The 23582-nt window shown below is 62.2% G+C and carries 23 protein-coding genes; 10 read left to right on the plus strand and 13 right to left on the minus strand.

Features of this window, described 5'->3' with window-relative positions:
* Positions 1–60: 60 nt before the first annotated feature.
* On the plus strand, positions 61–1065 hold the full coding sequence (locus tag A477_RS22375) for a LacI family DNA-binding transcriptional regulator (RefSeq protein WP_017199794.1): 1005 nt from the start codon (positions 61–63) through the stop codon (positions 1063–1065).
* Here the strand turns inward: A477_RS22375 and A477_RS0115130 are convergent, their stop codons facing one another.
* The 3 genes from A477_RS0115130 to A477_RS0115140 form a co-directional block, all read right to left on the minus strand.
* On the minus strand, positions 1066–2061 hold the full coding sequence (locus A477_RS0115130) for a bile acid:sodium symporter family protein (protein WP_017199795.1): 996 nt from the start codon (positions 2059–2061) through the stop codon (positions 1066–1068).
* 106 nt (positions 2062–2167) lie between these two features.
* Positions 2168–3664: a SulP family inorganic anion transporter gene (locus tag A477_RS0115135; protein ID WP_017199796.1), complete on the minus strand. Its 1497-nt coding sequence runs from the start codon at positions 3662–3664 to the stop codon at positions 2168–2170.
* A 22-nt stretch (positions 3665–3686) separates the two neighbouring features.
* Positions 3687–4793 (minus strand): GTP pyrophosphokinase, encoded by a 1107-nt coding sequence (locus A477_RS0115140; RefSeq protein ID WP_011772837.1) that lies wholly within the window; start codon positions 4791–4793, stop codon positions 3687–3689.
* 110 nt (positions 4794–4903) lie between these two features.
* Here A477_RS0115140 and A477_RS0115145 point away from each other — a divergent pair, with 110 nt between their 5' ends.
* On the plus strand, positions 4904–5725 hold the full coding sequence (locus A477_RS0115145; RefSeq protein ID WP_017199797.1) for an alpha/beta hydrolase: 822 nt from the start codon (positions 4904–4906) through the stop codon (positions 5723–5725).
* A gap of 39 nt (positions 5726–5764) precedes the next feature.
* A complete protein-coding gene (locus tag A477_RS0115150) occupies positions 5765–6700 on the plus strand; it encodes a carbohydrate kinase family protein (protein ID WP_017199798.1) in 936 nt (311 codons plus the stop codon).
* A gap of 9 nt (positions 6701–6709) precedes the next feature.
* On the opposite strand, the gene A477_RS0115155 is transcribed toward A477_RS0115150, so the two are convergent.
* Positions 6710–7771, minus strand: a complete 1062-nt coding sequence (locus tag A477_RS0115155) for a glutathione S-transferase family protein (RefSeq protein WP_017199799.1) — start codon at positions 7769–7771, stop codon at positions 6710–6712.
* 70 nt (positions 7772–7841) lie between these two features.
* Here A477_RS0115155 and A477_RS0115160 point away from each other — a divergent pair, with 70 nt between their 5' ends.
* Positions 7842–8651: a Cof-type HAD-IIB family hydrolase gene (locus A477_RS0115160; RefSeq protein ID WP_017199800.1), complete on the plus strand. Its 810-nt coding sequence runs from the start codon at positions 7842–7844 to the stop codon at positions 8649–8651.
* Here A477_RS0115160 and A477_RS0115165 read toward each other — a convergent pair.
* Entirely contained in the window at positions 8648–9577 is a 930-nt protein-coding gene (locus A477_RS0115165) for a methyltransferase family protein (protein WP_017199801.1), read from the minus strand. The genes A477_RS0115160 and A477_RS0115165 overlap by 4 nt on opposite strands.
* Positions 9574–10488: an SDR family oxidoreductase gene (locus A477_RS0115170; protein ID WP_017199802.1), complete on the minus strand. Its 915-nt coding sequence runs from the start codon at positions 10486–10488 to the stop codon at positions 9574–9576. The genes A477_RS0115165 and A477_RS0115170 overlap by 4 nt, the downstream gene beginning before the upstream one ends.
* 88 nt (positions 10489–10576) lie before the next feature.
* Between A477_RS0115170 and A477_RS0115175 the strand changes: the two genes are divergently transcribed.
* Positions 10577–10849, plus strand: a complete 273-nt coding sequence (locus A477_RS0115175; protein WP_017199803.1) for a hypothetical protein — start codon at positions 10577–10579, stop codon at positions 10847–10849.
* Between the two features lie 13 nt (positions 10850–10862).
* Complete coding sequence (locus A477_RS0115180; protein ID WP_017199804.1) at positions 10863–11660, plus strand: glycerophosphodiester phosphodiesterase family protein; 798 nt, start codon at positions 10863–10865, stop codon at positions 11658–11660.
* A gap of 61 nt (positions 11661–11721) precedes the next feature.
* On the opposite strand, the gene A477_RS0115185 is transcribed toward A477_RS0115180, so the two are convergent.
* A complete protein-coding gene (locus A477_RS0115185; protein ID WP_017199805.1) occupies positions 11722–13542 on the minus strand; it encodes a glycoside hydrolase family 2 protein in 1821 nt (606 codons plus the stop codon).
* Between the two features lie 65 nt (positions 13543–13607).
* Between A477_RS0115185 and A477_RS0115190 the strand changes: the two genes are divergently transcribed.
* Together A477_RS0115190 and A477_RS0115195 are read left to right on the plus strand one after the other, a co-directional pair.
* Complete coding sequence (locus A477_RS0115190; RefSeq protein WP_017199806.1) at positions 13608–14579, plus strand: D-2-hydroxyacid dehydrogenase family protein; 972 nt, start codon at positions 13608–13610, stop codon at positions 14577–14579.
* Positions 14580–14628: 49 nt separating this feature from the next.
* A complete protein-coding gene (locus tag A477_RS0115195) occupies positions 14629–15771 on the plus strand; it encodes a glycerate kinase (RefSeq protein WP_026005660.1) in 1143 nt (380 codons plus the stop codon).
* 11 nt (positions 15772–15782) lie between these two features.
* Here the strand turns inward: A477_RS0115195 and A477_RS0115200 are convergent, their stop codons facing one another.
* A complete protein-coding gene (locus A477_RS0115200; protein ID WP_017199808.1) occupies positions 15783–16025 on the minus strand; it encodes a DUF2630 family protein in 243 nt (80 codons plus the stop codon).
* 96 nt (positions 16026–16121) lie between these two features.
* Between A477_RS0115200 and A477_RS0115205 the strand changes: the two genes are divergently transcribed.
* The gene (locus tag A477_RS0115205) at positions 16122–16565 is read left to right on the plus strand and encodes a YdeI/OmpD-associated family protein (protein ID WP_017199809.1); all 444 of its coding nucleotides are present in this window, start codon (positions 16122–16124) and stop codon (positions 16563–16565) included.
* Between the two features lie 330 nt (positions 16566–16895).
* Here the strand turns inward: A477_RS0115205 and A477_RS0115210 are convergent, their stop codons facing one another.
* Entirely contained in the window at positions 16896–18182 is a 1287-nt protein-coding gene (locus tag A477_RS0115210) for an MFS transporter (protein ID WP_017199810.1), read from the minus strand.
* Positions 18183–18232: 50 nt separating this feature from the next.
* Here A477_RS0115210 and A477_RS0115215 point away from each other — a divergent pair, with 50 nt between their 5' ends.
* Positions 18233–19186 carry an ArsR/SmtB family transcription factor gene (locus A477_RS0115215; protein ID WP_017199811.1) on the plus strand — a complete coding sequence of 318 codons (954 nt, stop codon included), beginning with the start codon at positions 18233–18235 and terminating at the stop codon, positions 19184–19186.
* Between the two features lie 31 nt (positions 19187–19217).
* Here A477_RS0115215 and A477_RS0115220 read toward each other — a convergent pair whose 3' ends face one another.
* The 4 genes from A477_RS0115220 to A477_RS0115235 form a co-directional block, all read right to left on the minus strand.
* Positions 19218–19544: a hypothetical protein gene (locus A477_RS0115220; RefSeq protein ID WP_017199812.1), complete on the minus strand. Its 327-nt coding sequence runs from the start codon at positions 19542–19544 to the stop codon at positions 19218–19220.
* A gap of 408 nt (positions 19545–19952) precedes the next feature.
* Entirely contained in the window at positions 19953–21149 is a 1197-nt protein-coding gene (locus A477_RS0115225; RefSeq protein WP_017199813.1) for a hypothetical protein, read from the minus strand.
* Positions 21150–21210: 61 nt separating this feature from the next.
* The gene (locus A477_RS0115230; protein ID WP_083848050.1) at positions 21211–22413 is read right to left on the minus strand and encodes a hypothetical protein; all 1203 of its coding nucleotides are present in this window, start codon (positions 22411–22413) and stop codon (positions 21211–21213) included.
* A gap of 29 nt (positions 22414–22442) precedes the next feature.
* Positions 22443–23582, minus strand: a 1140-nt coding sequence (locus tag A477_RS0115235; protein ID WP_026005661.1) for a putative toxin, incomplete at its 5' end; no start/stop codon positions are given.

Here is a 23582-nt window from a genome sequence, read left to right on the forward strand (position 1 = left end):
GGAGTCCACCGCGGTTGCGGATAGAGTTCAAGAAATCCGCTGTCTACCAGGAGTCGCAACGTGAGCAAGGGATCCAAGCCGACCATCCGGGATGTGGCACTGGCGGCGGACGTATCGCTGACCACCGTCTCCTATGTGCTTTCCGGTCGTCATGGTGGCACCACGCGGATCAGCCAGCCCACGCAGGACCGGGTTCTGGCCGCAGTCAAAGAACTGGGCTATGTGCCCAATCAGGCCGCCCGAGGGATGCGTCGCGGCAAAACGGACGTGGTTGCCGTAGCCATCGGAAACCTTGAGTGGCCTTGGGATCGCGCCCTCGCCACTGCCGCTGCCAACATTCTGCCGCAGCACGGCTACCAACCGGTGATCCTGCTGGGTGACGACTGGCGAAAGTTCACAATGTCCGGGGGCGCCGACGGCGTCATCATTGGCTACTTCCCCGAAGCGAAGTCCCAGGATGAAACGGTCACCGAGTTGGCCCGCCGCGGCGTCGCCCAAGTGGTTATTTCGGGAACCATGAAACCGGCCGGATTCGACGTCCTTGCCCCTGAAGCGGACGCCGGCCTCGCGGAGTGCATGGAGTTCCTCACGGCGTCACACCACAGGATCGCATGCATCCGGAGGGCTGATCCGGCGGGCAGACCGAAGAGCCGCTTTGCCGCCTACGCGGCCGGGCTGGCAAAGGCGGGCATTCCTCTGGACGAATCTTTGGTCAGGACCTCACATCACCACCCGGCCACTGCGTATCGGTCGGCTCTCGAGCTGCTCCGGCTTTCGGACCGACCAACGGCCATCCTCTGCACCGACGACATGGAAGCGCTGCAGGCGATCCGCGCCGCCTACCGTCTAGGCCTCCGCGTCCCCCAGGACGTCCAGATCGTCGGCGTTGGGAATTCCACGGAAGGCCAGGAGTGCGATCCGCCGCTTACTACCGTTGGGCCGGACCCGATCTTCGAACAGGTTGTCCGGATGCTGCTGGACAGGCTGGCGGGCACCACTCCGGCCGAGGGCAGCCGGGTTGCGTCACCGTGGAAGTTGCACCGCCGCGGCACGACGCAGGGGTAGCTAGTCCTTCAAAGGCCGACGTGCCAGCCAAGCCGCTACGATCGCACCCGAAATGTTATGCCATAGCGAAAACACGGCGGACGGCAGGGCTGCCAACGGGCTGAAGTGCGCGGTAGCCAGGGTCGCAGCCAAACCGGAATTCTGCATTCCCACCTCGAACGCCAAGGCGCGACGAGCCTTATCATCCAAGCGGCCGAGCTTGCCCGCCAAGTATCCGAGGCCCAAGCCGAAACCGTTGTGCAGGACTACCGCCAGGAACACGATGGCACCCGCGGCGACGATCTTGCTGGCACTACCTGCCACAACGATCGCCACGATCAGGGAAATCACGACGGCGGAGGCCCACGGAAGTGCGGGAAGAACCTTTGCGACGAGCTTCGACAGGAAGAGTCGAGCCAACAGGCCCGCGATCACCGGCAGCAGGACTGTCTTGACGATGTCCATCACCATGGCGCCGGCATCAATGTGAAGGAAGGATCCGGCCAGGAAGAGAGTCAGCGCCGGGGTCACAATCGGCGCGATCAACGTGGAGACCGAGGCAACAGCTACAGAGAGAGCAACGTCCCCCTTGGCCAAGAACGCCATGACGTTGGAGGCGGTGCCGGAAGGGGCGCAGCCGACCAGGATCAGACCCACGGCCAGCTCGGGCGGCAGCTGCAGGAGCACGGCAATAAGCCACCCCGCACCGGGCATGATCACATAGTGCGCCACGATGCCCAGCGCCACAGCCCAGGGACGCCTCGCCACGGAGGCGAAATCCGGCGGGGTCAGCGTGAGTCCCATGCAGAACATAATGACGCCCAGCAGGTAAGGAACCGCGACGCCCATCGGCTTGAAAAGTTCCGGAATCAGGAATCCGAAGATGCCGGCAACCACCACCAGCAGCGGGAACACTGTGACGGCAATGCGCGCAATTTTGGCTTCAGCGGCAAGGGCAGCGTTGACGGGCGCAGCGGGTTCTTCGATTTTCGATGGTGAATTGGTTGCCTCAAGCATTCATCCATGCTCACACCCGCACCATGGACGCCACGAATTCTTTACTTGTGGGGGAGCGTATATGTCAGATGACCGCTCTTTCGCACCCAACTGAGTCGCAGTTGGGTTAGGCGTTGAGCTTCCCTGCCAGCCGCTCACGCATACGAATACTGGCCTCATTTAGTCCGATGAACTCCACTTCGCGCCCGTGATTCCGGTACTTCTCCGTGACCGAATCGAGCACAGCGACGGTGGAGGCGTCCCAGATATGCGAGCCATGCAGATCGATGATCACTCGATCTATGCCGCCTGAAGAATCTTTTGCATAATCGAACTGCGTGTACAGGTCATTCGACGAAGCAAAGAACAGTTCACCGTCCACTGTGTACGTCGCAACAACTTCGCCGTTCAGCTCAAGTTCCGTCCGCTCCACTGTTGCGAAGTGGGCCACCCGTCGCGCAAACAGCACCATGGCGGTCAAGACGCCGACGCCGACACCCACCGCCAGGTTGTGCGTGGCGACGACGGCGGCGACTGTCATCAGCATGACGGCAGTTTCAGACTTGGGCAGGCGCTTGAGCGTGGACAAACGAATCGAGTGCCAGTCGAAGGTGATCAGCGAAACGAAGATCATCACGGCCACGAGAGCGGCCATGGGGATCTGGCCCACGACATCGCCCAAGACAACCACCAGCACCAGCAGGAAGACGCCGGCCAGGAACGTTGAGAGCCGGCTTCGAGCCCCTGAGCCTTTGACGTTGATCATGGTCTGGCCGATTACCGCGCAACCACCCAGGCCGCCAAGGAAACCGGTGACAATGTTCGCGGCACCCTGCCCCCAGGACACGCGTGTCTTGTCCGAGCGGGTGTCCGTGATGTCGTCCACTAGCTTGGCGGTCATTAGCGATTCCAGCAGGCCCACCAGTGCCATGGAGAGAGCGAAGGGCGCAATGATCTGGAATGTTTCCATGTTCAGGGGAACATTCGGCAGGAAGAATCCGGGCAGGCTGTCCGGGAGTTCGCCTTTGTCGCTGACGGTTGGAACATCGATATTTCCAAGCACGGTGACCAGGGTGATGGCGACGATCGCGACCAACGGCGCAGGAATGGCTGTGGTGATCCGGGGGAGCCCGAACACGATCACCAAGCCCACAATGACGATCGGATAGACCATCCACGGCACGTTGAAGAGCTCTGGCATTTGGGACATGAACACCAGGATGGCCAAGGCGTTTACGAAGCCGATCATGACGGACCTTGGGATGAAACGCATCAGCTTTGTCACGCCCAGGACTGCCAGGATGATCTGGAAAACACCCGCCAGGATGATCGTGGCAATCAGATAATCCAGCCCGTGTTCTTTCATTACCGGCGCGATTACCAAGGCCACGGCACCAGTGGCAGCGGAGATCATGGCGGGCCGCCCGCCCACAATTGCAGTGACCACGCCCATGGTGAAGGACGCGAAGAGACCGATGCGCGGATCCACCCCGGCGATCACTGAGAACGCGATGGCCTCGGGGATCAAAGCCAACGCCACAACGAGTCCCGCAAGGGATTCCGTCAGCAGGCGGCGGGGCGAACGGAAGGTCGCCCGCAGTGACATGAGTTGCTCGGGAGTCATGGGTCCTTACAGTGCAGTCGTCCTAGAGCGCAGTCTGTCGGTAGCGCTCAATCTGCTTAAGGCGCCGCTGGAGGCTGTCGCGCCGCGGGTGCGGGACGACGTCGGGCGCCTCAGCGGTGAGATCAATGTGTTCGGTTCCGTACTGCCACAACAGGAGGTCATCCAAGAGGCGGTCCGGGCCGGGGGAGTAGCGGTGGTCCAGAGCCTTGCGGACCTCTGTGATCCGGTTGGCGCTGAGCAGGCCCGCAAGCTCCACGGTCTTGGTGAGTCCGTGGGCGGCGAGCAGTTCGGCTGCCCATCCCCAGTCGTCATCAACTTTACGGTCAACGTGCGGAAGAAGCGTACGCCAGACGTCGCGGACCCGGTTGGGTGTCAAGGGCATGCCGCCGTCGCCCTCGAGATCCCAATAGCCGCGGACTTCCTCATAGCGCTCGTGAAGATCAGCGAAGGCGCTCTCCACCGTTTCCAGCATGGCTGCTGTGGCCGTGAACTGGCGGTCGAAATGAGGCGTCCAAGCGCGAGGGTCTTCGGCCTTGAACCGAATGTCGTGTTCGATCTCGCTCCAGGCGTGGGCAAACACAGTTCGGATCTGGCACTCGAAGAAGTAGCTGCCATTGGCGGGCATATCCGGGTTGAAGACGTGCTGGTACTCCTTCACGGCCTCGTTCTGGATGGTGCGCAGAATGAGGTGGCGGCTGGAATAGCCGTAGGTTCCGGACTCAATGGAGCCGATGTCCTTCTCGCGGTCGCCGCGGCAGTCGAAAAGTTGCCGTTGGCGCTTGATGATGTTGGCCACCGCTGCGTTTTCCGCGGGTAGCTTGGTGATGACGCGGATGCCGACCATGTCGTTCAAGGTGCGGAACGGATCCGGAAACTTGAGCACGCGCGGCCCGCCGGGCTCTAAAGGATCATCCGTGCGGGAAATCTTTTCGCGGAACGACTCAACCGTTTTGGTCCGTCCCGTGACAAACAGCGGAGTGACCTCGGCGTCGTTCAACATATCGCGCAAAGTGAGCAGCACATCGCGCGTGACCCGCTTCAGGGCGGGGCGAACACGCTCATAGAGCGCCACGTTCGCATCCACTGCGTCGCGCTGAGCCTGGTCCAGGCTGTCCCAATTGCTTGCCATGCCCCCAGCTTACGGGGCGGGTCCGACACTCAACTGAGCCACCCGCCGTCGGGGTGCCTCTAGCCAAACTTCCGAACCGTCACGATAGGCTCAGTACAAAGGAGGGCGCAATGTTGCGGCACAAGTACAGCTACGGCGAACACCCCAGTCAATGGGGCGAACTCTTCATACCTGAACCGTCCAACGGAAACCATCGCGGCGCGTCCAGCGTCGCCGGTGGAATCGCCGTTGTGATCCATGGCGGATATTGGCGCTCACAGTACGGCGCCGAGCTCGGTGAGCCCCTTGCGCGCGACCTCGCCGCGCATGGCATCACCGCTTGGAACCTCGAGTACCGGCGGGCCGGTAACGGCGGTGGTTGGCCCCATACTTTCGAGGACATCCTGGCCGGCATTGACCATCTGTCCGAAATTGCCGGCGAGCATGACCTAAAGCTCGGCAAAGTGGTGGCGCTCGGACACTCGGCCGGTGGCCACTTGGCTGTCTGGGCCGCAGGGCGACAACGGCTTGCGAATATCGGTACGCCCGACGCCGACCGTCAACTCCAGCGCAGCCCTGAGGATAATGCGGTGCACCTGACGGGCGTGGTCAGCCAGTCCGGCCTCCTGAACCTGGCTGCCGCTGAGAAACTGAACCTCAGCAATGGCGCCGTTTGCAACCTGATGGGCGGGGATTCCCATAGATACCCCAAACGGCATAAATATGCGGATCCCATGAGTTCATTGCCACTCGACGTCCCCGTATATGCCGTCCATGCCACGGATGACGAGGACGTTCCTGTGAGCCAGTCCGAGGCGTACGTCGCGGCGGCAACGGCGGCCGGGAGCGCAGCCCAGTTGCTGCGCGTACCGGGCGACCACTTCGACTTGATCGATCCCAAGGCAGTGGCCTACAAGAAATGCCGTGAACTGGTGCAACGGCTGCTCTCGTAATCTGTGGTTCGTGGGGCCCGCCTCTGGCAGAGTGGTGCCATGCTGACTGTCATTGGTGAGGCCCTGGTCGACGTCGTTCAACGCTCCTCGGGAATCGAGGCGCACGTAGGCGGGAGTCCTCTTAACGTGGCCGTCGGCCTGGCCCGCTTGGATCATCCTGTGCAGTTCATTGGGCGCTACGGACGGGACGCCTACGGCGATTCCGTTGCCGCGCACTTGCGCTCAAGCTCGGTGATGGTGCCGCTTCCGCCGGACGAGAAGCCAACCAGCGTGGCCACCGCGCAGATCGACGACGACGGCGCCGCCACCTACGCTTTCGACCTCGCGTGGGAGTTGCCCGGACTCGCAGCACGGTTGCCGCTCATGCTGCAAGGCTCCACCCTGCTGCATACCGGTTCCATTGCTGCGTTCCTGGAGCCGGGCGCCGCGGACGTGCTTGCCGCCGTGGAGCATGCCCACCCGAGCAGCACTATCAGCTTCGACCCGAATTGCCGTCCCAGCATCATCACGGACGTTGACTATGCCCGGGAGCAGGCCGAGCGCTTGGTGGTGCTGTCCGACGTCGTGAAGGCCTCTGACGAGGACCTCGAATGGCTGTATCCCGGCGTCGATCCGACGGAGTCCGCGCGTCGGTGGCTGAACTTGGCTGGTGATGAAGGTCCTGCGCTGGTTGTGGTGACACGTGGTTCACGCGGGCCGTGGGGCATCACCAAGGCTGGTGAAACTCAGGTTCCCGCTCCGTCCGTGAATGTTGTGGACACGGTGGGCGCGGGCGACTCGTTCATGGCAGGGCTCCTGTCCGCGATCGTGGATCACGGCTTGGACGGCGCTCAGAACCGTGGCGCTTTGAGGGCGATGCCTGCAGAAACCCTGGCAGCGATCATGGATCATGCAACACGCGCAGCTGCTGTGACTGTGTCACGGGCTGGCGCGAACCCGCCCACGCGGGCGGAGCTCAACCATGGGGCGGCATAAGTAAGCTGGTTAGCTGGCCCCGTGCCCTGCGGCCACTTCCTCGCCCGCTTTCACCGGGCCTGGCGGAGTGCCGTCGCCGAAGGGGCTTCCGCCGAGGGATTCCCGCCCGTGAGTAGTAAGCCATCCGGATAGGTCCGGGCCGACGGGGACCATCCTGGTGGGGTTAATATCCTCGTGCACCATGTAGTAGTGCCGCTTGATCTGCACAAAATCGATGGTGTCGCCGAACCCAGGCGTCTGGAACAGGTCCCGGGCGTACGCCCACAGTGCCGGCATTTCGCTGAGTTTGTTGCGGTTGCACTTGAAGTGCCCGTGATAGACCGCATCGAAGCGCACAAGGGTGGTGAAGAGCCTGACGTCGGCCTCGGTGATCGAATCACCCACCAGATACCGTTGACCGTTCAGTCGCTCCTCCAGCCAGTCCAAGGCATTCCACAGTCGGGTGTAGGCAGCCTCGTACGCTTCCTGGGATCCGGCGAAGCCGCACCTGTAAACGCCGTTGTTGACCTCAGTGAAGACACGCTTGTTGACTTGGTCGATTTCCTCGCGCAGGTGCTCCGGGTACAGCTGTGGCGCTCCCGGGCGGTGAAACTCTGTCCATTCAGTAGAGAAGTCCAGCGTGATTTGGGGGAAGTTGTTGGTCACCACTGCGCCGCTGGGGACGTCCACCATGGCCGGAACAGTGATTCCGCGAGGGTAGTCCGGGAAACGGCGGAAGAATGCTTCCTGCAGTCGCTCGATGCCCAGCACGGGATCCACACCATCCGGATCCAAATCGAAGGTCCAGGATCGGGCGTCGTGGGTGGGGCCAGGCTGGCCGAGGCTGATGACGTCCTCCAGGCCAAGAAGCCTGCGGACGATTACGGCACGGTTGGCCCAAGGGCACGCCCGGGCTGCAATCAACCGGTAGCGTCCCGGCTCCACGGGCCAGCCGGGCTCGCCGTTCGGTCCGGCGGCACCGTCCCGGGTGATGCGGTCCTCGATGTAATTGGTGTCCCGGGTGAACTCGCCGCCAGTGACGTACGCCCCGCGGGTGCTGTGTTCTTCGACTTCGCTGGTCTTCTCACTCATGACTTCACACTATGCCGCGCTCCCCGAACCGCGCGACCTTGTGGGCCGTGGGCCCACGTAGACTGGCCTGATGCGGCTCGTAGCAAGCGATATTGACGGCACCATCCTCGGTCACGACGGCAAAATCAGTGACCGGACCATCAAGGCATTCCAGGCGTGCCGCGACGCAGGGGTGGAACTCGTCTTCGTCACTGGCCGCCCGCCGCGCTGGTTGTACCCGCTCCAGGAGCAGCTGGGTCACAGCGGAATCGTGATCTGTTCCAACGGTGCCGTGGTGTGGGACCTGGAAACCGAGCAGGCCCTGTCCTCATGTGTCCTGGACGCGGAATCGGTCTTTGAAGCCCGCCGCATCATCAAGTCCATCAGGCCCGACGCCCTGTTCGCTGTTGAGACTCTCACGGGCTTCCAACTGGAGCCGGGCTTTATCGAGAACGAAACCAGCGAGCTGCTTGCGGAGTTCACCCCAAAGCCGCTGGCGCAGACGCTCACGGCGGATGACGCCGTCGTTAAGTTCCTGGCGATCACCCGCAAAGGTACGCCTGATGAATTCCTGGCCGAAGTCCAGCCGGCCGTCGCGCACCTTGTGTCCACAACGCACTCAGCACCCCGCACGGCCATGTTGGAAATGTCTGTTCCCGGCATCAATAAGGCCGTCACGCTGGCCAAGTACGCCGAATCCTTGGGGATCGAAGCCTCCGATGTGGTGGCGTTCGGTGACATGCCCAACGACATCGAAATGCTGCGCTGGGCCGGCCACGGTTACGCGATGGCCAGCGGTCACCCGGAAGCTATTCTGGCGGCTGGCCAGCAAGCACCTCACTTCGACGACGACGGCGTGGCCCAGATTCTCGAGGCGAAGCTCACCGAGCAGCGGGTCTAATTTCCTCTGAGGCGCGGAATCCAGCAGCGCACTGAGTCGCGGTATCGCTGGAAGTCGGTGCCAAACCGACGTTCCAAGTCGGCTTCTTCGTGTGGCCGGACGGCGTAATTCCACAGCAGCGAGCCAATAGCCGCGTAGGTAACAACCAACCACGAACCCAGGAGCAGGCCCACGGCCACACCTTGGGAAATGCCCGCCACCGCCATCGGGTTCCGAACCCACCGGTAAGGTCCGGCGATAACAAGGCGGTTGGGCATGGCGGAGGGCAGAGGGGTGCCGCCTCCGGCAGAGGACATGGTCACCGCGGACGCGATACCGAGGCAACTGGCCAGCACCAGCACCACCAGGCCGGCTGGCGCTGCGGTGGAGGGAAGAGCCAACGAAACGGCCCACCTTTGCTCGAACCAGCAGATGACTGACGGAAGCACAACCAGGAAGAGTCCCCAAAAGAGGGCCAATTGACCCATAGTTGCCGCTACGTTAGCCGCAGCGCCGCGGAGGGTGGGTGCCGGACGGAACGCGAATGGCCCCCGCACGATCAACTCCGTGGGGACACGGCCCTCCACCACAAGGAACAGCGCAATGGTTGAACAAGCGGCCGCAGCCAGCATGATCAGGACGCCCCACCCGGCTTCGGTACTGAATGTTGCGTAGGTGGCGAGGGCGACCGCAACGAGGCCGGTCCAGCTGGTAGCCACCATCGCGCCGGCCCGCGCCCCGAAGGCGGCCCAAGCGGAAGCGACGACGAACAGCGGAACGTCAAAGGCCGCCACAAGAACCGGGTCCAGACTGCCGAGAGTGGCCGTCCGAATGGCCGGTGACAGGAAAACTCCCACCCACCACGCCAGCCCAGCCACGGCTTGGACAGCGAAGTAGATCCGGCCCCACCCTTGCGCCCGTGAAGCGGTAGGAGCCTCGCGATTCACGGGTGCCGCACGCCCTCACCGGCCAGCAAAGCGCGGTAGCCCTCCTTGTAAGTGGGAAAGGTGAATTCGAAACCGGTCGCCCTAATCCGCGCATTTGAACAGCGCTTGTCGCCTGGGCTGGCCTCGGACGTGTTGTCAGGTGCCGCCGTCGGTGGTTCCGGGCATCCCATGTCAGAGGCGAGGAAGCGCATGACGTCGCCCATTTCCGCCGCGTGATCATCAACGCCAACGTAGACGGGATCAGGAGTCGGTTCCATGGTGGTGAGGTGCACGATCATTGCGGCGGCGTCGTCCCGGTGGACGCGGTTGGTATGCCGGGGTTGGGCGGGGATGACGGCCTTGCCGCTCCGGACCTGGTCAGTCAGCCGCGTGCGCCCCGGCCCGTAGATTCCCCCAAGCCGCAGGGAAATGGGCTGGGTGCTGGTCCCGCGCGTCCGGCTGAACAACAGCTCTTCCGCTTCCACCAGCACCTTGCCGCTGAACCGCGTGGGCTCCGTGGGCGTCGACTCATCCACAACAGCCCCACCGGAATCCTTGTACACGGCCGTTGAGGAGACAAACAGGATCCGCTGCGGCTCGATGGATTGCCGTTCCAGCGCGTCCAGGACGTTCTTCACGCCGTTCAAGTACGCCGCGCGATAGGCCTCTTCCGTGGACGTGTCGGCGGCGATAGCCACAACAACCAGGTCCACGTCCTCGGGCAGTTCCGGAACCGCAACGGAGAGATCCGCGAACATGCCCCTGATTTCCGCAGGTAGCTTGTCGGGGGAACGGCGCAGGCCAACCACTTCATGGCCCGCAGCTGCGAAGCGCAGTCCAACTTCCGTTCCAAGGTCGCCGCAGCCGGCAATCAACACAGTCATGCCCCTAGTTTGCCAGCCCCGCAGTGTCACCTGGTTCCCAGCTTCCATACAACCGGCGTTCAACTTACAGCCGTAGTCTTCCAGCCAGGACCCGTTCGCACGGTTTATCTGTCTCATTGAATTTGTAGGGGGAACCATGGCTAAGCGTCGGATCAACAACGTCAATACCGCTCCATTGCGGCGCATCGAACCGGATCATCACTGGCGTTCGCTTCGCCAGGGCGACCGCGTCAATGTCACGCTCACGCCAGGTTTCGAGTCGGCTGGCGTGGTGGACGCTGTTACCGGCGATGCCACCGCGGTGTGGGTGGAGCTCGACGGCGGCCGCGGCCGGACGCTGGTGCACGTCAGCGACGGCGTGGCGATCGTTCCGCAATCGACGACGGCGACGGTCCCGCAAGAGAGCTAGCCGCGCCTTTGCGATGGGCTACGCTACGGGAGTGACGCTGCCCTATTTCCTTCGCAAGGACGGCTCGGTGGGCCCCTTGGCCTTCGCCCACCGGGGATTTTCGCTGGATGGACTGGAAAATTCCATGGCCGCATTCCGGGCGGCAGTGGAGCTCGGAACTGTCCACCTTGAAACGGACGTCCACACGACGTCCGACGGCGTACTGCTCGTATTCCACGATTCTTCCCTGGACCGTGTGACTGACTCCGCGGGCAAGGTCTCGGAGCTGACCGCTGCCCAAGTTGCTGCTGCCCGAATCGGTGGAGTGGAGCCAATTCCCACCTTCGACGAGCTGGTTACTGCCCTGCCGCATGCCCGCCTTAACCTGGACGTCAAGGATTGGAATTCTGTTGGCCCCATGGCAGCGGCCATTGAGAAGCATGGCGTCCACGACCGGGTTTTGGTCACCAGCTTCTCGGACAGGCGCCGCCGGGCCGTCCTTTCGAAGCTCTCCCGCCGCGCAGCCTCATCTGCAGGCAGCTCCCTGACCGCTCTCTTCGTCCTTCTCGGCCCCCTCTTTCCGGTCCCCATGGCACGCAAGCTGCTCTCCGGCGTCGACGTCTTCCAAGTTCCTGTCCGCTACGGGCGGTTTCCCGTGGTGACGCCCGGATTCATCCGGCGCGCGCACCGATGGCACAGGCAGGTTCATGTGTGGACGGTCAACGATCCTGTGGAAATGGAACGGCTGTTGGACCTTGGAGTGGACGGCATCGTGTCCGACAGGCTGGACCTTCTCAAGGAAGTCCTGGTGCGCAGGGGTCAGTGGGCCTGATAGAGGGTTGCCTTTTTGCCCGCGTGTCCTGATGGAGCGTCGGCGGATTGGGGACGCTCTATCACTTTCCTTGGGTTTCGATTGCCGCAGGCCGAACTTGGCTCGCGCGGATTCTCTCCAGATCGAACTTAATGCTTCGGTCGAAGTTGAAGATGCCGTTCTTTTCCTGGAAAACGTCTGTCAGCTGCGTGTAGCAGTAACCGAACATGTCCGGGTTATCCAGCAGCACCGAGCAGAGGCCGTCGAACCGGGTGTAGAACTCCTCCTCGCTGCTGACGCGCTGGCCGTAGCCCCATGAAGAGGCGACGTCGCTTCCGTCCACAGCCTGACGCGCCTCAACTTCGTTCCACCAGATTCCACCGAACTCCGAGACAAAGTAGGGCTGGCCTGTGTACGGCACGGAGTATTCCTCGCCGTCGGCCTTCCGATTGATGTACGGCTTTCCCTCTGCCAACCCCTGCTGCTCGATGCGGAAGCGGTCCGGGTCCTGCTCGTAGGAGTGGGAATCGTAAATGTCCGTGTCGCGGATCCGGTGCGCGTAGCCGGAGGCATCGATGACCGGACGCGTGGGGTCAGCGAGCTTGGTGGCCAGGAACATGGCCTCGGTGACGTCGTCCAGCACTGTCAGCCGATCGTGGATAACTTGGTGCGTCTCGTTGAGGGGGCACCAACCAATGATGGAGGGGTGGTTGAAATCGCGCTTGAGCACTTCCAACCATTGCGCCACGAAGCTGGCTGTGGGCTTTTGGTTGTGCCCCACAGTTCCTCCGCCGGAAACGCCCCAGTCGCCGAACTCCGCCCACACCAAGTAACCGAGCCGGTCAGCGTGATAAAGGAAGCGTTCTTCGAAGACCTTCTGGTGTAGACGGGCACCGTTGAAACCTGCAGCGATGGACAATTCGATGTCTTTGATCAAGGCAGCGTCATCCGGCGAGGTCATCAGTGACTCAGGCCAGTAGCCCTGATCCAGGACGAGTCGCTGGAAGACAGCCTTGCCGTTGATGCGAACCACCTTGCCGTCCAAGGCAATCGAGCGGACGGCCGCGTAGCTGCTGACTTGGTCAACAACATTGCCGGATTCATCGTGGATGCTGACATCGAGGTCATAGAGGAAGGGATCTTCCATGGACCAAGGGCGCAGGGATTCGGCGGGAACGGTGAGGCGGAGTGATGGCGTGAGATCCAGGTCTGCTTTGGCCGAAGCCTCCACACGCACGTCACCTTTGTCGCTCAGGACTGCAGTGACCGTATGCCCGCCGCGGTTCTGGCTGACGGGCACTTCCAGCGTGATGCTGGAGTCCGCGAGGCTGGGGGTCATGCGGAGGCGTTTGATGTGAACCGCCGGGACCGCTTCCATCCATACCGTCTGCCAGATTCCGGTGGTCCGGGTGTACTGGCAGTGGGTGTTGTTGTACCAGGTGGCTTGCTTGCCACGTGCCTGCATCTCGTGCCGTGAATCCCTTGCCCTCACCACAATCACTGCGTCCATTCCAGGCTCGGCGACTCCTCCGAGGTCAGCTGTGAAGGGCGTGAAGCCGCCCCGATGCCTCGCAACTTCAACCCCGTTCACCCAGACGGTGGCGTCGTGGTCCACGGCGCCAAAGTGCAGCAGAACGTTCTGGCCCGCCCACTCCTGCGGGATCGTCACCGTTCGCCGGTACCAAACGGCTTCCATGAAATCGACGTGTCCGATCCTCGAAAGCGCAGATTCCGGTGCGAACGGAACCAGGATCTCGCTGTTAAGTTCGCGCGTGGTGAGTCCGCGTTCCAAGCCGGAGTCACCGGCGTCGATCTCAAATTCCCAGGTGCCGTTGAGGCTCAGCCACTTGTCGCGGACTAATTGCGGACGGGGATGCTCGGGTTTAGGTATGGTGGGGGTCACATTTTGGCTCACAATCAAAAACCTAACGTGCCATGGGGTTGAGTACCACCAGCCGCCGCGCAAGGATGAATACCGTGACCCGATTCCGTTTAGCAATCCTTGATGATTACCAGCAGGTCTCCGGCGATTATGCCCCGTGGGATTCATTGCTCGACGACGACGTGAAGGTCAGCGTCTTCAGTGCACCTTTCCATTCGGAAGAGCAAGCCGTGGCCGCGTTGGCGCCGTTCGACATCATTGTGGCGATGCGCGAGCGAACCCGTTTTCCACAGGATGTCCTTGATTCGCTGCCGAACCTGAAGCTGCTGGTGACCACCGGCATGGCCAATGCGGCGATCGACCTTGAAGCGGCAGCGGAACGCGGCATCGTGGTCTGCGGAACGGGTGGATCACCGGCCGCGGCGCCCGAGCTGACGTGGGCTTTGCTCCTGGCTTTTGCTCGAAACCTGACTGTGGAGGAGAACTCTCTGCGCGCTGGCGACTGGCAGACCGGCGTCGGGTTTGAACTCGAAGGCAAAACCCTCGGAATAGTTGGCTTGGGCAAGATTGGCAAGCGCATGGCGGGCTATGCCAAGGCATTCGGGATGGACGTCCTCGCTTGGAGCCAGAACCTCGCGGCGGAAGCTGCCGAGGCTGCCGGTGCGCGCAAGGTCAGCAAAGAGGAGTTGTTCCGGGAGTCCGACGTCGTGACGCTGCATTTGCGGTTATCCGAGCGGACAGAGGGCATCGTTGGCCCGGAGGAACTGCGGCTTCTCGGCCCCGACGGCGTGTTGGTCAACACTGCGCGCGGCCCCTTGGTGGATGAGGCAGCCCTGATCCGGGCCTTGGAGGAGGGGTGGATCCGTGGCGCGGCGTTGGATGTCTTCGACGAGGAACCCCTACAGGCGGGGCATGCGCTGCTGCATTCTTCGAGGACCGTTCTCTCGCCGCACATCGGCTACGTGACGCACGAGAGCTACCGACAGTTCTACGGTGGAGCCTTCGAGGACGTGAAAGCGTGGCTGGACGGGGCTCCTGTGAGGGTTATCGGTGGGTAAGTTACGCGCTCGGCAAGCGCTTTCCGAGCGAAGCTGGCAAGATGGACCCATGCGTATCCTCATAGCCCCTGACAAGTTCAAGGGATCCCTGACCGCCGCCGAAGCCGCGTCAGCCATGGCCGAAGGTGCCCTGCGTGTATACCCGGACGCCGTGACCACCCAGTTCCCCGTCGCCGACGGCGGCGAAGGTACCCTGGACGCCGCTATTGCTGCTGGCTACGAGGAACGGAACAACGCCGTTGTTGGCCCTATCCTCAAACCCGTCGGAGCCTCGTGGGCAATCCGCAAGGACTCCTTCGGCGGGGCAAGCGCCGTTATCGAGACCGCGATGGCCTCCGGCTTGGCCCATATGGAACCGACGCCGGAGAATTCGCTGCGTGCCCACAGCTACGGTTGCGGCCAGCTCGTGGCAGCGGCCCTCGACGCCGGTGCCACGGAGATCGTGCTTGGCTTGGGTGGCTCCGCAATGTCCGACGGCGGCAGCGGCGCCTTGCGCGCGTTGGGGCTCAAGCCCCTTGATACGGCCGGCAATGTGGTGCCCCTCGGCGGAGGTTCCCTGGCCGACGTCGTTGCTTTGGATGTCTCCGAGCTGGATCCGCGGCTGTCCGCCGTGAAGTTCCGCATCGCCGTCGACGTCCAAAATCCGTTGTATGGGCCGGAAGGTGCGGCGCATGTTTTTGGTCCCCAAAAGGGCGCCGATGAGGACGCCGTTGAAAAGCTCGACGCCGGTCTCCGCAACTGGGCGTCACTCCTTCGGGAGGCCACGGGCCGTGATGTAAATGTTCCGGGAGCTGGAGCGGCGGGCGGATTCCCGGCGTCGTTCCTCGCGTTCACTGATGCCACGCTGGAAGGCGGCTTTGCGCTGGTCGCCGGACTGACAGGCCTCGCCAAGCACCTCGGTGAGGCAGACCTCGTCATCACCGGCGAGGGTTCCATGGATGAGCAATCGCTCACCGGCAAGGCCCCCATCGCCTTGGCCGACGCCGCAAGTGTGCACGGGATTCCCGTCATCGCCGTGGCCGGGCGCATCACCGTCACGCCGGAAGACCTGGCAAAGCACGGCATCGTTGCCGCGGCCCAATTGTTGGATGTCGCGCAGCGCAAGGATGGCGTTCCGGACGTCGCTGATGCTGTTGCCAACGCCGCCAAATACCTGGCGTGGGCGACGAGTCAGGTGCTTGAAGGGGCGTAGTGGAATGCGGGCTACTGTCGGTAGCCCTCCACTTCACTGATGGGGCGCGGCTCGGCCTCGTTGGGGTTCTCCCCGGCGTCTCTCTTCGCCCGGCGTTGGCGCAGCAGGTCCCAGCACTGGTCGAGCTGCGCTTCGAGCTGAGCCAGTCGTGCGGTGCTGTCGCCGCCGTCGTCAGCTGATCCGGCAGCGTCGCGGAGGCGGTGCTCCTCCTCAACCAGCGATTGGATGCGCTCCAGAAGGTCCTGCTCGTCCATGTTCTTTCTCCTTGGGTAGCGGGGATTGCGTGGTTACCTCGAACGTAGTCTTGCTGACGGGATGCGTCTACTGGTGGCCGACGGCATACTTGGGTCATGAAATTCACTGCGACCATCGTTGGCGATGGCAACAAGGCGGGCATCGAAGTTCCGGACGCGATTGTCGAGGGGCTCGGTGCGGGCAAGCGGCCCCCGGTGGTAGTGACCATCAACGGCCAGAGTTACCGCAGTAGTATCGCCGTGATGGGCGGGAGATACATGGTGGGTGTCAGCTCGGCGAACCGTGAACTGACCGGAACTGCGGCGGGGGACACCGTGGACGTTGGTCTTGAAGTAGATACCGAACCCCGGGTCGTCGAGGTGCCCGAGGACTTGGCCGCCGCGCTGGATGCGGAGCCTGAAGCAAAGGCCTTCTACGCCGCGCTGAACTACAGCAGCCAGCGGCGCTACGTCGAGCCGATCGGTGATGCCAAGACCGAAGAGACGCGTGCCCGGCGGGTCGCGAAAGTAGTTGCGGATTTGAGGGCCGGCAAGAAATAGCACCTTCGGGCCGGGCAGTTTGCCACCACGGCCCCCAAAATTATAGGTGACTTGAATCACGTCATATTCATCCGGCTGGCCCCACTACCAAGTAGTGACAGGCTGCAGAGCGCATTTCGGATGCAGAACAACAGCCACAGTCGATGAGGCAAGAGACCCCTCTTGTCGGCTGGTCACCGTGCGCGAGCAAGGCCCCCATCGTCGGCTGGCCGGCCGCGCACTTGTCCGCTTGCCCAGGCGGACAGTGTGGCCGGCCAGGACCTTGACCACCCGGGCCGGCCACACGCTCTTCGCGATTAAGCCAGGCGTGTGAGCTGGCTGCGACGTGTCCTACGCAGATAAGCGGGCCCCTGTGGCGAGTGCCGTAGTCGTGGACGCCTTCCGTGCTATCACCGCGACGCCCGCCGCTGAAGCAATGAAGACCGCACCCAGGATGGCCCAGCCCAGCGTGCCATGTTCGACGACGGTGGCGGTCACCACCAGCGGTGCCAGCATGGCCCCCAGGGCTGATCCCATGCCGAACATCCCTTGATAAGCGCCTGCTTGGAGGGGGTTGGCGAGTTCGAAGCTGAGTCCCCAAGCCCCCGCTTGTGACAGGATTTCCGCTAGTGAGTGAAGGAGTGCCGCGCCACATAGGAGGGTGATGGCGGCGATGACCGGCACTCCGCCCGCCATTGCGTACAGTCCGCAGGCTACGGCCATGAGCAAGCCACCTGTCATAACGATCTTTCCAGCACGCCGGGGTTGGTCGGTGCCGCGGGCGAGCGGGACTTGCAGCAGGACGACACACACAGTGTTGATGACAAGGACCACGGATATCAGCACATCGGGCGCGCTGGTGTCCTGTGATATCCACAGCGGGACGCCCATCTCGGCGAGCCCGAACTGCATGCCGAAGATGCCTGAGAGTACGGTCAGAAGTACGTATTGGCGGTCACGGAAGGGGGAGATACCCCGCTTCGGGGCAGGGCTGGCGGAATCACGGCGCGGCGCGTCAACGCGGTTGGGGAGGCGGCGAAGGTGCAGCGCGCTCAGGATGTAGACCACGCCGGCGCCGATCATCATTCCCCGAAACGCGTCGGCGGTGCCGGCTAGCAGTGCGAGTCCGGCAATCATGCCTCCCACGGCGATGCCGAGGTTGGTGATGGTGCGGAGGACTGCGCGCGCATTCACCCGGTTCGGGCCGTCGAAGGCCCGGGCGATGATCGCGGAGCGGGTGGCGTTGGCGCCCCGGTCGACGCCTACCGTGATGCAGGCAATTACGACGGCGGTGCTGAAGTTGCCGGCGAAGGTATAGCTTGCGATCGCCAGACCTTCGATGGCGACCATGCCTGCCAGGAGCCGACGCGCGGAAAAGCGGTCGGCAAGTCGACCGCCGATATAGGACGTCGCGACACCGACGCCGCTGGAAACAGAGAGGATCACAGCGATTTCCACGGCGCTCAACCCGACGAAGCGGCTGAAGTACAGGACTGTCAGGGTGAGGAAGATGCCGCGGCCCAGTGTGGAGACGAGGATGGCGGAAGCCAGGATCTTGAGGGTGGGATCCGAGAGTGCGACGCGGAGGGAGTGCTGTGGAGCGGGGGCGGTGTTTGCGGGGGATTTAGTCACACACATAGTTCTCCCAGTCCTTGAAGGCCGCCGGTATTGATGTAGCGTTGTGCTTCATGTTGAAGTACGAGTTGTCGGACTCAGATCTGGGCGGCGTGCGCTTCGGCATCTCGCCTCTCTGTGAATTGGGGCTTTCCCTGAGGGCGATTCGAGATCCCAGCCAGTATCCACTTCAGCTGCCGTGGTTGCGTCGGACAGAAGAGGCCCGCTCACGCTTGGACCTCGATGGGTTGCTGGCCTTGGTTGATGACCGACTGTGGACGCCGGACTTCCTGAACCCCAGGCCTCAGTCACCACTCACGCGGATCGATGACGAGTTTGATGCATTGGAGCAGATTTCAGCCGAGCAGTTTCATGGCGACCTGATCCGAGTGCACGGAGCTGTTCCGGCTGTCTTTTCCGGCCCTGTTGGTCCAGCGACGCGGCGTATGGTCCGTATCCTCCGGGAGTTCTGGGACACCTGCTTCGCACCGCACTGGCTCCGCATGCGCACCATTCTGGAAGCGGACATCGTCTACCGCGGCCGGCAGATTGCGCAAGGTGGACTGTTCACGATGCTGAACGACTTGTCTGGTGCTGTGGAGTTTGACGGCCGCGTGATTTATGTGAGGTTAAAGAACCCGGCGTCCCGGACCGAGAGGACTGACGGCCTGGGGTTGACCCTTGTTCCCACCATGTTCACCCGCAGGGCCTCTGCTCCCGTGAATCATGGGGATCCGCCGTTACTGATGTACCCGGCCCGGGGTCAAGGTGCCATGTGGGAGGCAGAGCGGGTCACCAATCCGGCCGCGATTGTGGCCGTGTTGGGGGACGTTCGGACCAGCCTGCTCACTGCCCTGGCTGCCCCGGCCTCGTCCACCGAGCTGGGCCTGCGCTTCGGGGTCACAACGTCCGCTGTAAACCAGCATCTCAGGGCCCTCCGGGACGCCGGGCTTGTGACGTCTACCCGCTACGGCCGTAGCGTTCTCTACTTCAGGAGCGAACTAGGCGCAGCGTTGCTGCTAGGGTGACCGCTCAAGCTGGCCGTGATGGGAAGCGATGTTAGGCAGCGCGGCTGGTGGTTTGGAGGCCGCGGGAGGGGAGGGCCGTCACGTTGGTGAGTTCCGCTGCGAGGCGCACGGGCACCTCATGGAGTGCAGCGTACCCCTGCAGTTGATCGAGCGCATCCTCGTCAATGGTCGCTTGGGATAGGTCCATCTCAACGCCGAGACCGCCGCCCAGGCTCTTGGTGCGCTGCACCACCGGGTAGAGCCCCTGGAGGCTCAGGGTGGTTACTCGACCGGTCGCTGCGATCTGGATCTGTTCGCCGTCAACGTCGACGCGAACAACTACGGAGAGCTTGTCGCTGGCCAATGAACTGCCTTTCATCCTTACTGCCACGCTGCAGCGTCCCCAGCGTATGCGTCGAGTGTGACCTGCGCAACATTACGACGGCGGAGCTGCCGCGGCCGCTACTTCTCAACGCTCGTTTGTGCGGTAGCTGGGTACAGCGAATCTGCAATGAATAGGGATCAGCGGCGCACGCGGCCATAGCCACGGCTTACCGATATCTGGACGTGCACTCCTGAGCCAAGAAAGGTGACTGTCCCGTAAGTCGTCTTTGTGACTGCTGTTGCAGCCAATGATTTGGGAAAATATACGGGACAGAGAGGTTACGTGGAAGCTGGAGGGTATTTTGTCAGTGTCTCAGTTCTAAGGAAGTGCGATACCTGTGCATAGTTGTATGAGCTCCACCCGTAGGCAGCGCTGGGCGGGTGGTGGGGTCGGGAGCAGTTTCTAGGCTTTCCTTGGTGGGTTGTAGATGCCTGGGGGGAGGTCGAGGGGTTCGCGGTTGCGGAGTATTTCAGGGATGACGGTCGCGACGGCGAGGGGCGCCATTTGGTGGTCGGTGTAGGTTGCGGAGTATTCGGCCGGGATCCATGGCAAGTTTTCGGGACCGAGAACGTCCGTGAGGGCGTCGCGGTCCAGTGGCTCGTCGCTGAAGGCACGGAACAGCCCCCCGTTGTGCTCTTCGGCGTTTGGACCAAGAAAACGACCGATCTCGGGTGTGAGCCGGGGGCCGGCCCATACCCACCAGAGCGGGTAGGGCTGGAAACCCACCCACTGTGGGGGGCGCATGTTGAAGATGGGCACGCGGCCCAGGTCTTGGTAGCGTTCAACTTCGGCCGAAGCGTAAACCGCGCCGAGCTCGGTCGCCACGGCAAGGAAGAACCGGCGAAGGGCGCTTCTGAGCGGACTATCGGCGAGGGCATGCCCGTCCACGACCAGGGTGATTCGGGTGAACGGGTTACCTGCGGAGAGCTGCGGGGCCGCGATTTTTCCGTAGGTGACCGGTGGCGGGTTCTTGTAGTAGATGTCCCAGCCGTTGGAATCGTCGTTGTAAAACTCATCGATGAAAGCTTCTTCACCGCTGGAATCGAACCGGAACTGAAGGGGTTCGTACTTGCCGAAACGTACCGGGACTGCTTCGGGGAGTACCTCTCGGGCGATCCGGAGATAGCCCTGCAGAAAGTCTGTCGGGAGGTCCTCTTCCGGGATCAGCCAACTGATCCAGACGTCCCGTCGCTCCGGCTTCGGCTCTGTTCTTGGTGGTGCTTGTACTGTCCGGGGTTGGGGCCAGATGTCGGTGGTTTGTTCGTCCCTGACTACGCCGTGGCAGGCTTTGGCTAGTTTCCGGGCGAAGCGGATACCGTGCGGGATCTCGGCTTCTTGAGTACCCTCTACGAGGATCTGGAACATCGTGGCCGCATCGGGTAGGACCGCGGTGATCTCCTCCGGGAGGTCTTCGGCCTCGACGGAGAACGGCCCGTCAACGGTGAAGCTATACCCCCGTTTCATGCCCCGCAGGACGACCACACCGGTGTCACCGGCGCTGTCCGGATCGGCGTGCAGTCCACGGGCATTACCCACCAACAACCGCACTTGATCAACGGTAGGGGAGCCCGGACAGTAGACCGTCAGATCGTAGGACATAGGCGGCTAGTTCTTTGGGAAGACGGACCTGTCCCCAGTTGTGTGGTCAAGCTCGCAGAATTCAATGGTTCCTCGGTGGGTTGTAGATGCCTGGGGGGAGGTCGAGGGGTTCGCGGTTTCGGAGTACTTCAGGGATCACGGACGCGACGGCGAGGGGTGCCATTTGGTGGTCGGTGTAGGTTGCGGAGTATTCGGCCGGAATCCAAGGCAAGTTTTCGGGACCGAGAACGTCCGTGAGGGCGTCGCGGTCCAGTGGCTCGTCGCTGAAGGCACGGAACAGCCCCCCGTTGTGCTCTTCGGTGCGTGGACCAAGAAAACGACCAATCTCGGGTGCGAGCCGGGGTCCGGCCCATACCCACCAGAGCGGGTAGGGCTGGAAACCCACCCACTGCGTTGGGGGCACGTAGAAAAGTGGTCTGCGTTCCTTGTCCTGGCCTTTGACTACTTCGGCGGAGGCGTAGACGGCTCCAAGCTCCGTAGCCACGGTGAGGAAGAAGCTTCGCAGAGCGGATCTCAGAGGCTCGTCAGCCAGAGACCGGCTGTCGGCACACAGGGTGATTCGGGTGAAAGGGTTGCCGTGAGAGAGTTCGCTGCCAACGATTTTGCCGAATGTGATGGGAGAGGGGTTCTCATACAAAATCTCCCAGTTGTTGGATTCGCTGTTGTAGTACTCATTGATGAAACCTTCGGCACCGACCGTATCGAAACGCATTTGAAGGGGTTCGTACCTACCGAAGCGGACTGGAGCGGCTTCGGGAAGAAGCTCTTCGGCTATTTGGAGGTAGCGTCCGAGGAAGTCGGCGGGGAGATCATCTTCCAAGAGCAACCAGCTTAGCCAAACGTCGTTGACTCCCTCTCTTACTCTTTTGTCCACCATTCCCAGAGGCGCTGCGGTTCTTGGCCGTGGCCATACTTCCGCCGTTTGTTCGTCCAGAACCGCTCCATGGCAAGTTTTGGCCAATTTCCGTGCGAAGCGGATACCGTGCGAGCTGTCCGTCTCTTGGTTTCCTTCGACCAAGATTTGGAACATGGTAGCTGCGTCAGGCAGGACCGCAGTGATCTCTTCAGGCACGTCCCCGGCTTCGACAGAGAACGGCCCGTCGACGGTGAAGCTGTAGCCCCGCTTCGCCCCCCGCAGGACCATTACGCCGCTCTCATCGGAGTTTACTGGATCGGCATGAAGCCCTCGAGTATTGCCTACCAGCAGCATCACTTGGTCAACAGTAGGGGAGCCAGGACAGTAAACGGTCAAGTCGTAAGACATCTATATTCTTTCTCCCTTGGGCGGAAGCGCTACGTGGCAGGTCCAATCGTCCCATCCAAGGAGTAGGGAAGGTCCCTGAATTCGACATGCCCAGCGACGATGGCGTCGTTGAGATCTTTAGAGTAACCGGGCTTTCCTGGATCGAGCGGCAAGATCGTGTCTCCCCGTTTGTAGATGATTAGCTTGCCTGTCGGCTTGCTAGCGTCTGTGTGTCTGGCGTATTGGATGAAGTCCTTAATTTGGCTGGTCATCCTGAAGGTCTTGACATTTTTGACTTCGATGACGTTGCCGGTGAGGTTTCCGCCTACTTTTTCCATGAGGTCTGGGAACCGCATTCTTGTCATGCCCTGGATCTTGACGCCTGTCTTTCCAGTCGGGCTGACACCGAGCAATTGTTCGACGGCATGTTCACCCCATTTACCGATGAGTGAGATGCCCTTCGGCGGTTTGGCGTAGGCAGGATTGAAGTTATCGAAGCTACAGCTGTTGGCGGATACTCTTTGCATGAGGGGCTGGCCGGTTCCCGTTGAGTTCTCCTTGTACACACCTGCGGTGACGAGGAGGGTGGATGATCCGGAGAGGGCACTGACCCTGCCTGCGCCGCCGATCGTGCAGACGGCGGGGTTGTTGGCGTTCTTTTCGATCCATTTGATGGCGTCTTGGTGTCGGGTGAAGAACGCTGCTGCTTTGGGAAGGATCCTGCCGACGAGTGCGATGGCTTCGGCGGCTTTGAAGAGTTTGCCGATGGGCAGCACCCCGATGAGTGCCATACCGCAGGCTCCGATGTCGCCCTTGGTGAAGCAGTTGATGATGTCGGTGACTCCGAAGAAGTCCAGGAGGAGCTGGCCGCCTTCTCTGATAATGAAGTCGGTGATGTCACCTTCGGCGAGGGTTTCATGTGCTTGGCGTAGTTTCTCGGCATTTTCCGGTCCGCCGGCTGCTTCGGCTGCTGCGAGTTCCTCGTCAGTGACGTTACCGCTGGTGTTCGCGGCCGCTCTTGCCAGGTTCGCGGCGGCTTCCTCTTCGCGTTGCATGTTGGTGGCGATGGTGACGGCCTCGGTGGCTGCTGCTGCGGCTGCTTCAGCGTCCTTGCCTGCGTTGACGGCTGACTGCTGCGCGTTCGCTGCGGCCTGGCTTGCTGTGGCGGCTGCTGCTGCTGCGTTGTTCGC

The organism is Arthrobacter sp. M2012083 (assembly GCF_000281065.1).
Lineage (GTDB): Bacteria > Actinomycetota > Actinomycetes > Actinomycetales > Micrococcaceae > Arthrobacter.

Coding starts and splice junctions, on each gene's coding strand:
- A477_RS0115130 (WP_017199795.1), bottom strand. CDS start 2,061: ATGCTTGAGGCAACCAATTCACCATCGAAAATCGAAGAACCCGCTGCG.
- A477_RS0115135 (WP_017199796.1), bottom strand. CDS start 3,664: ATGACTCCCGAGCAACTCATGTCACTGCGGGCGACCTTCCGTTCGCCC.
- A477_RS0115140 (WP_011772837.1), bottom strand. CDS start 4,793: ATGGCAAGCAATTGGGACAGCCTGGACCAGGCTCAGCGCGACGCAGTG.
- A477_RS0115145 (WP_017199797.1), top strand. CDS start 4,904: ATGTTGCGGCACAAGTACAGCTACGGCGAACACCCCAGTCAATGGGGC.
- A477_RS0115150 (WP_017199798.1), top strand. CDS start 5,765: ATGCTGACTGTCATTGGTGAGGCCCTGGTCGACGTCGTTCAACGCTCC.
- A477_RS0115155 (WP_017199799.1), bottom strand. CDS start 7,771: ATGAGTGAGAAGACCAGCGAAGTCGAAGAACACAGCACCCGCGGGGCG.
- A477_RS0115160 (WP_017199800.1), top strand. CDS start 7,842: ATGCGGCTCGTAGCAAGCGATATTGACGGCACCATCCTCGGTCACGAC.
- A477_RS0115170 (WP_017199802.1), bottom strand. CDS start 10,488: ATGGAAGCTGGGAACCAGGTGACACTGCGGGGCTGGCAAACTAGGGGC.
- A477_RS0115175 (WP_017199803.1), top strand. CDS start 10,577: ATGGCTAAGCGTCGGATCAACAACGTCAATACCGCTCCATTGCGGCGC.
- A477_RS0115180 (WP_017199804.1), top strand. CDS start 10,863: ATGGGCTACGCTACGGGAGTGACGCTGCCCTATTTCCTTCGCAAGGAC.
- A477_RS0115190 (WP_017199806.1), top strand. CDS start 13,608: ATGAATACCGTGACCCGATTCCGTTTAGCAATCCTTGATGATTACCAG.
- A477_RS0115195 (WP_026005660.1), top strand. CDS start 14,629: ATGCGTATCCTCATAGCCCCTGACAAGTTCAAGGGATCCCTGACCGCC.
- A477_RS0115200 (WP_017199808.1), bottom strand. CDS start 16,025: ATGGACGAGCAGGACCTTCTGGAGCGCATCCAATCGCTGGTTGAGGAG.
- A477_RS0115205 (WP_017199809.1), top strand. CDS start 16,122: ATGAAATTCACTGCGACCATCGTTGGCGATGGCAACAAGGCGGGCATC.
- A477_RS0115210 (WP_017199810.1), bottom strand. CDS start 18,182: ATGTGTGTGACTAAATCCCCCGCAAACACCGCCCCCGCTCCACAGCAC.
- A477_RS0115215 (WP_017199811.1), top strand. CDS start 18,233: ATGTTGAAGTACGAGTTGTCGGACTCAGATCTGGGCGGCGTGCGCTTC.
- A477_RS0115220 (WP_017199812.1), bottom strand. CDS start 19,544: ATGAAAGGCAGTTCATTGGCCAGCGACAAGCTCTCCGTAGTTGTTCGC.
- A477_RS0115225 (WP_017199813.1), bottom strand. CDS start 21,149: ATGTCCTACGATCTGACGGTCTACTGTCCGGGCTCCCCTACCGTTGAT.
- A477_RS0115230 (WP_083848050.1), bottom strand. CDS start 22,413: ATGTCTTACGACTTGACCGTTTACTGTCCTGGCTCCCCTACTGTTGAC.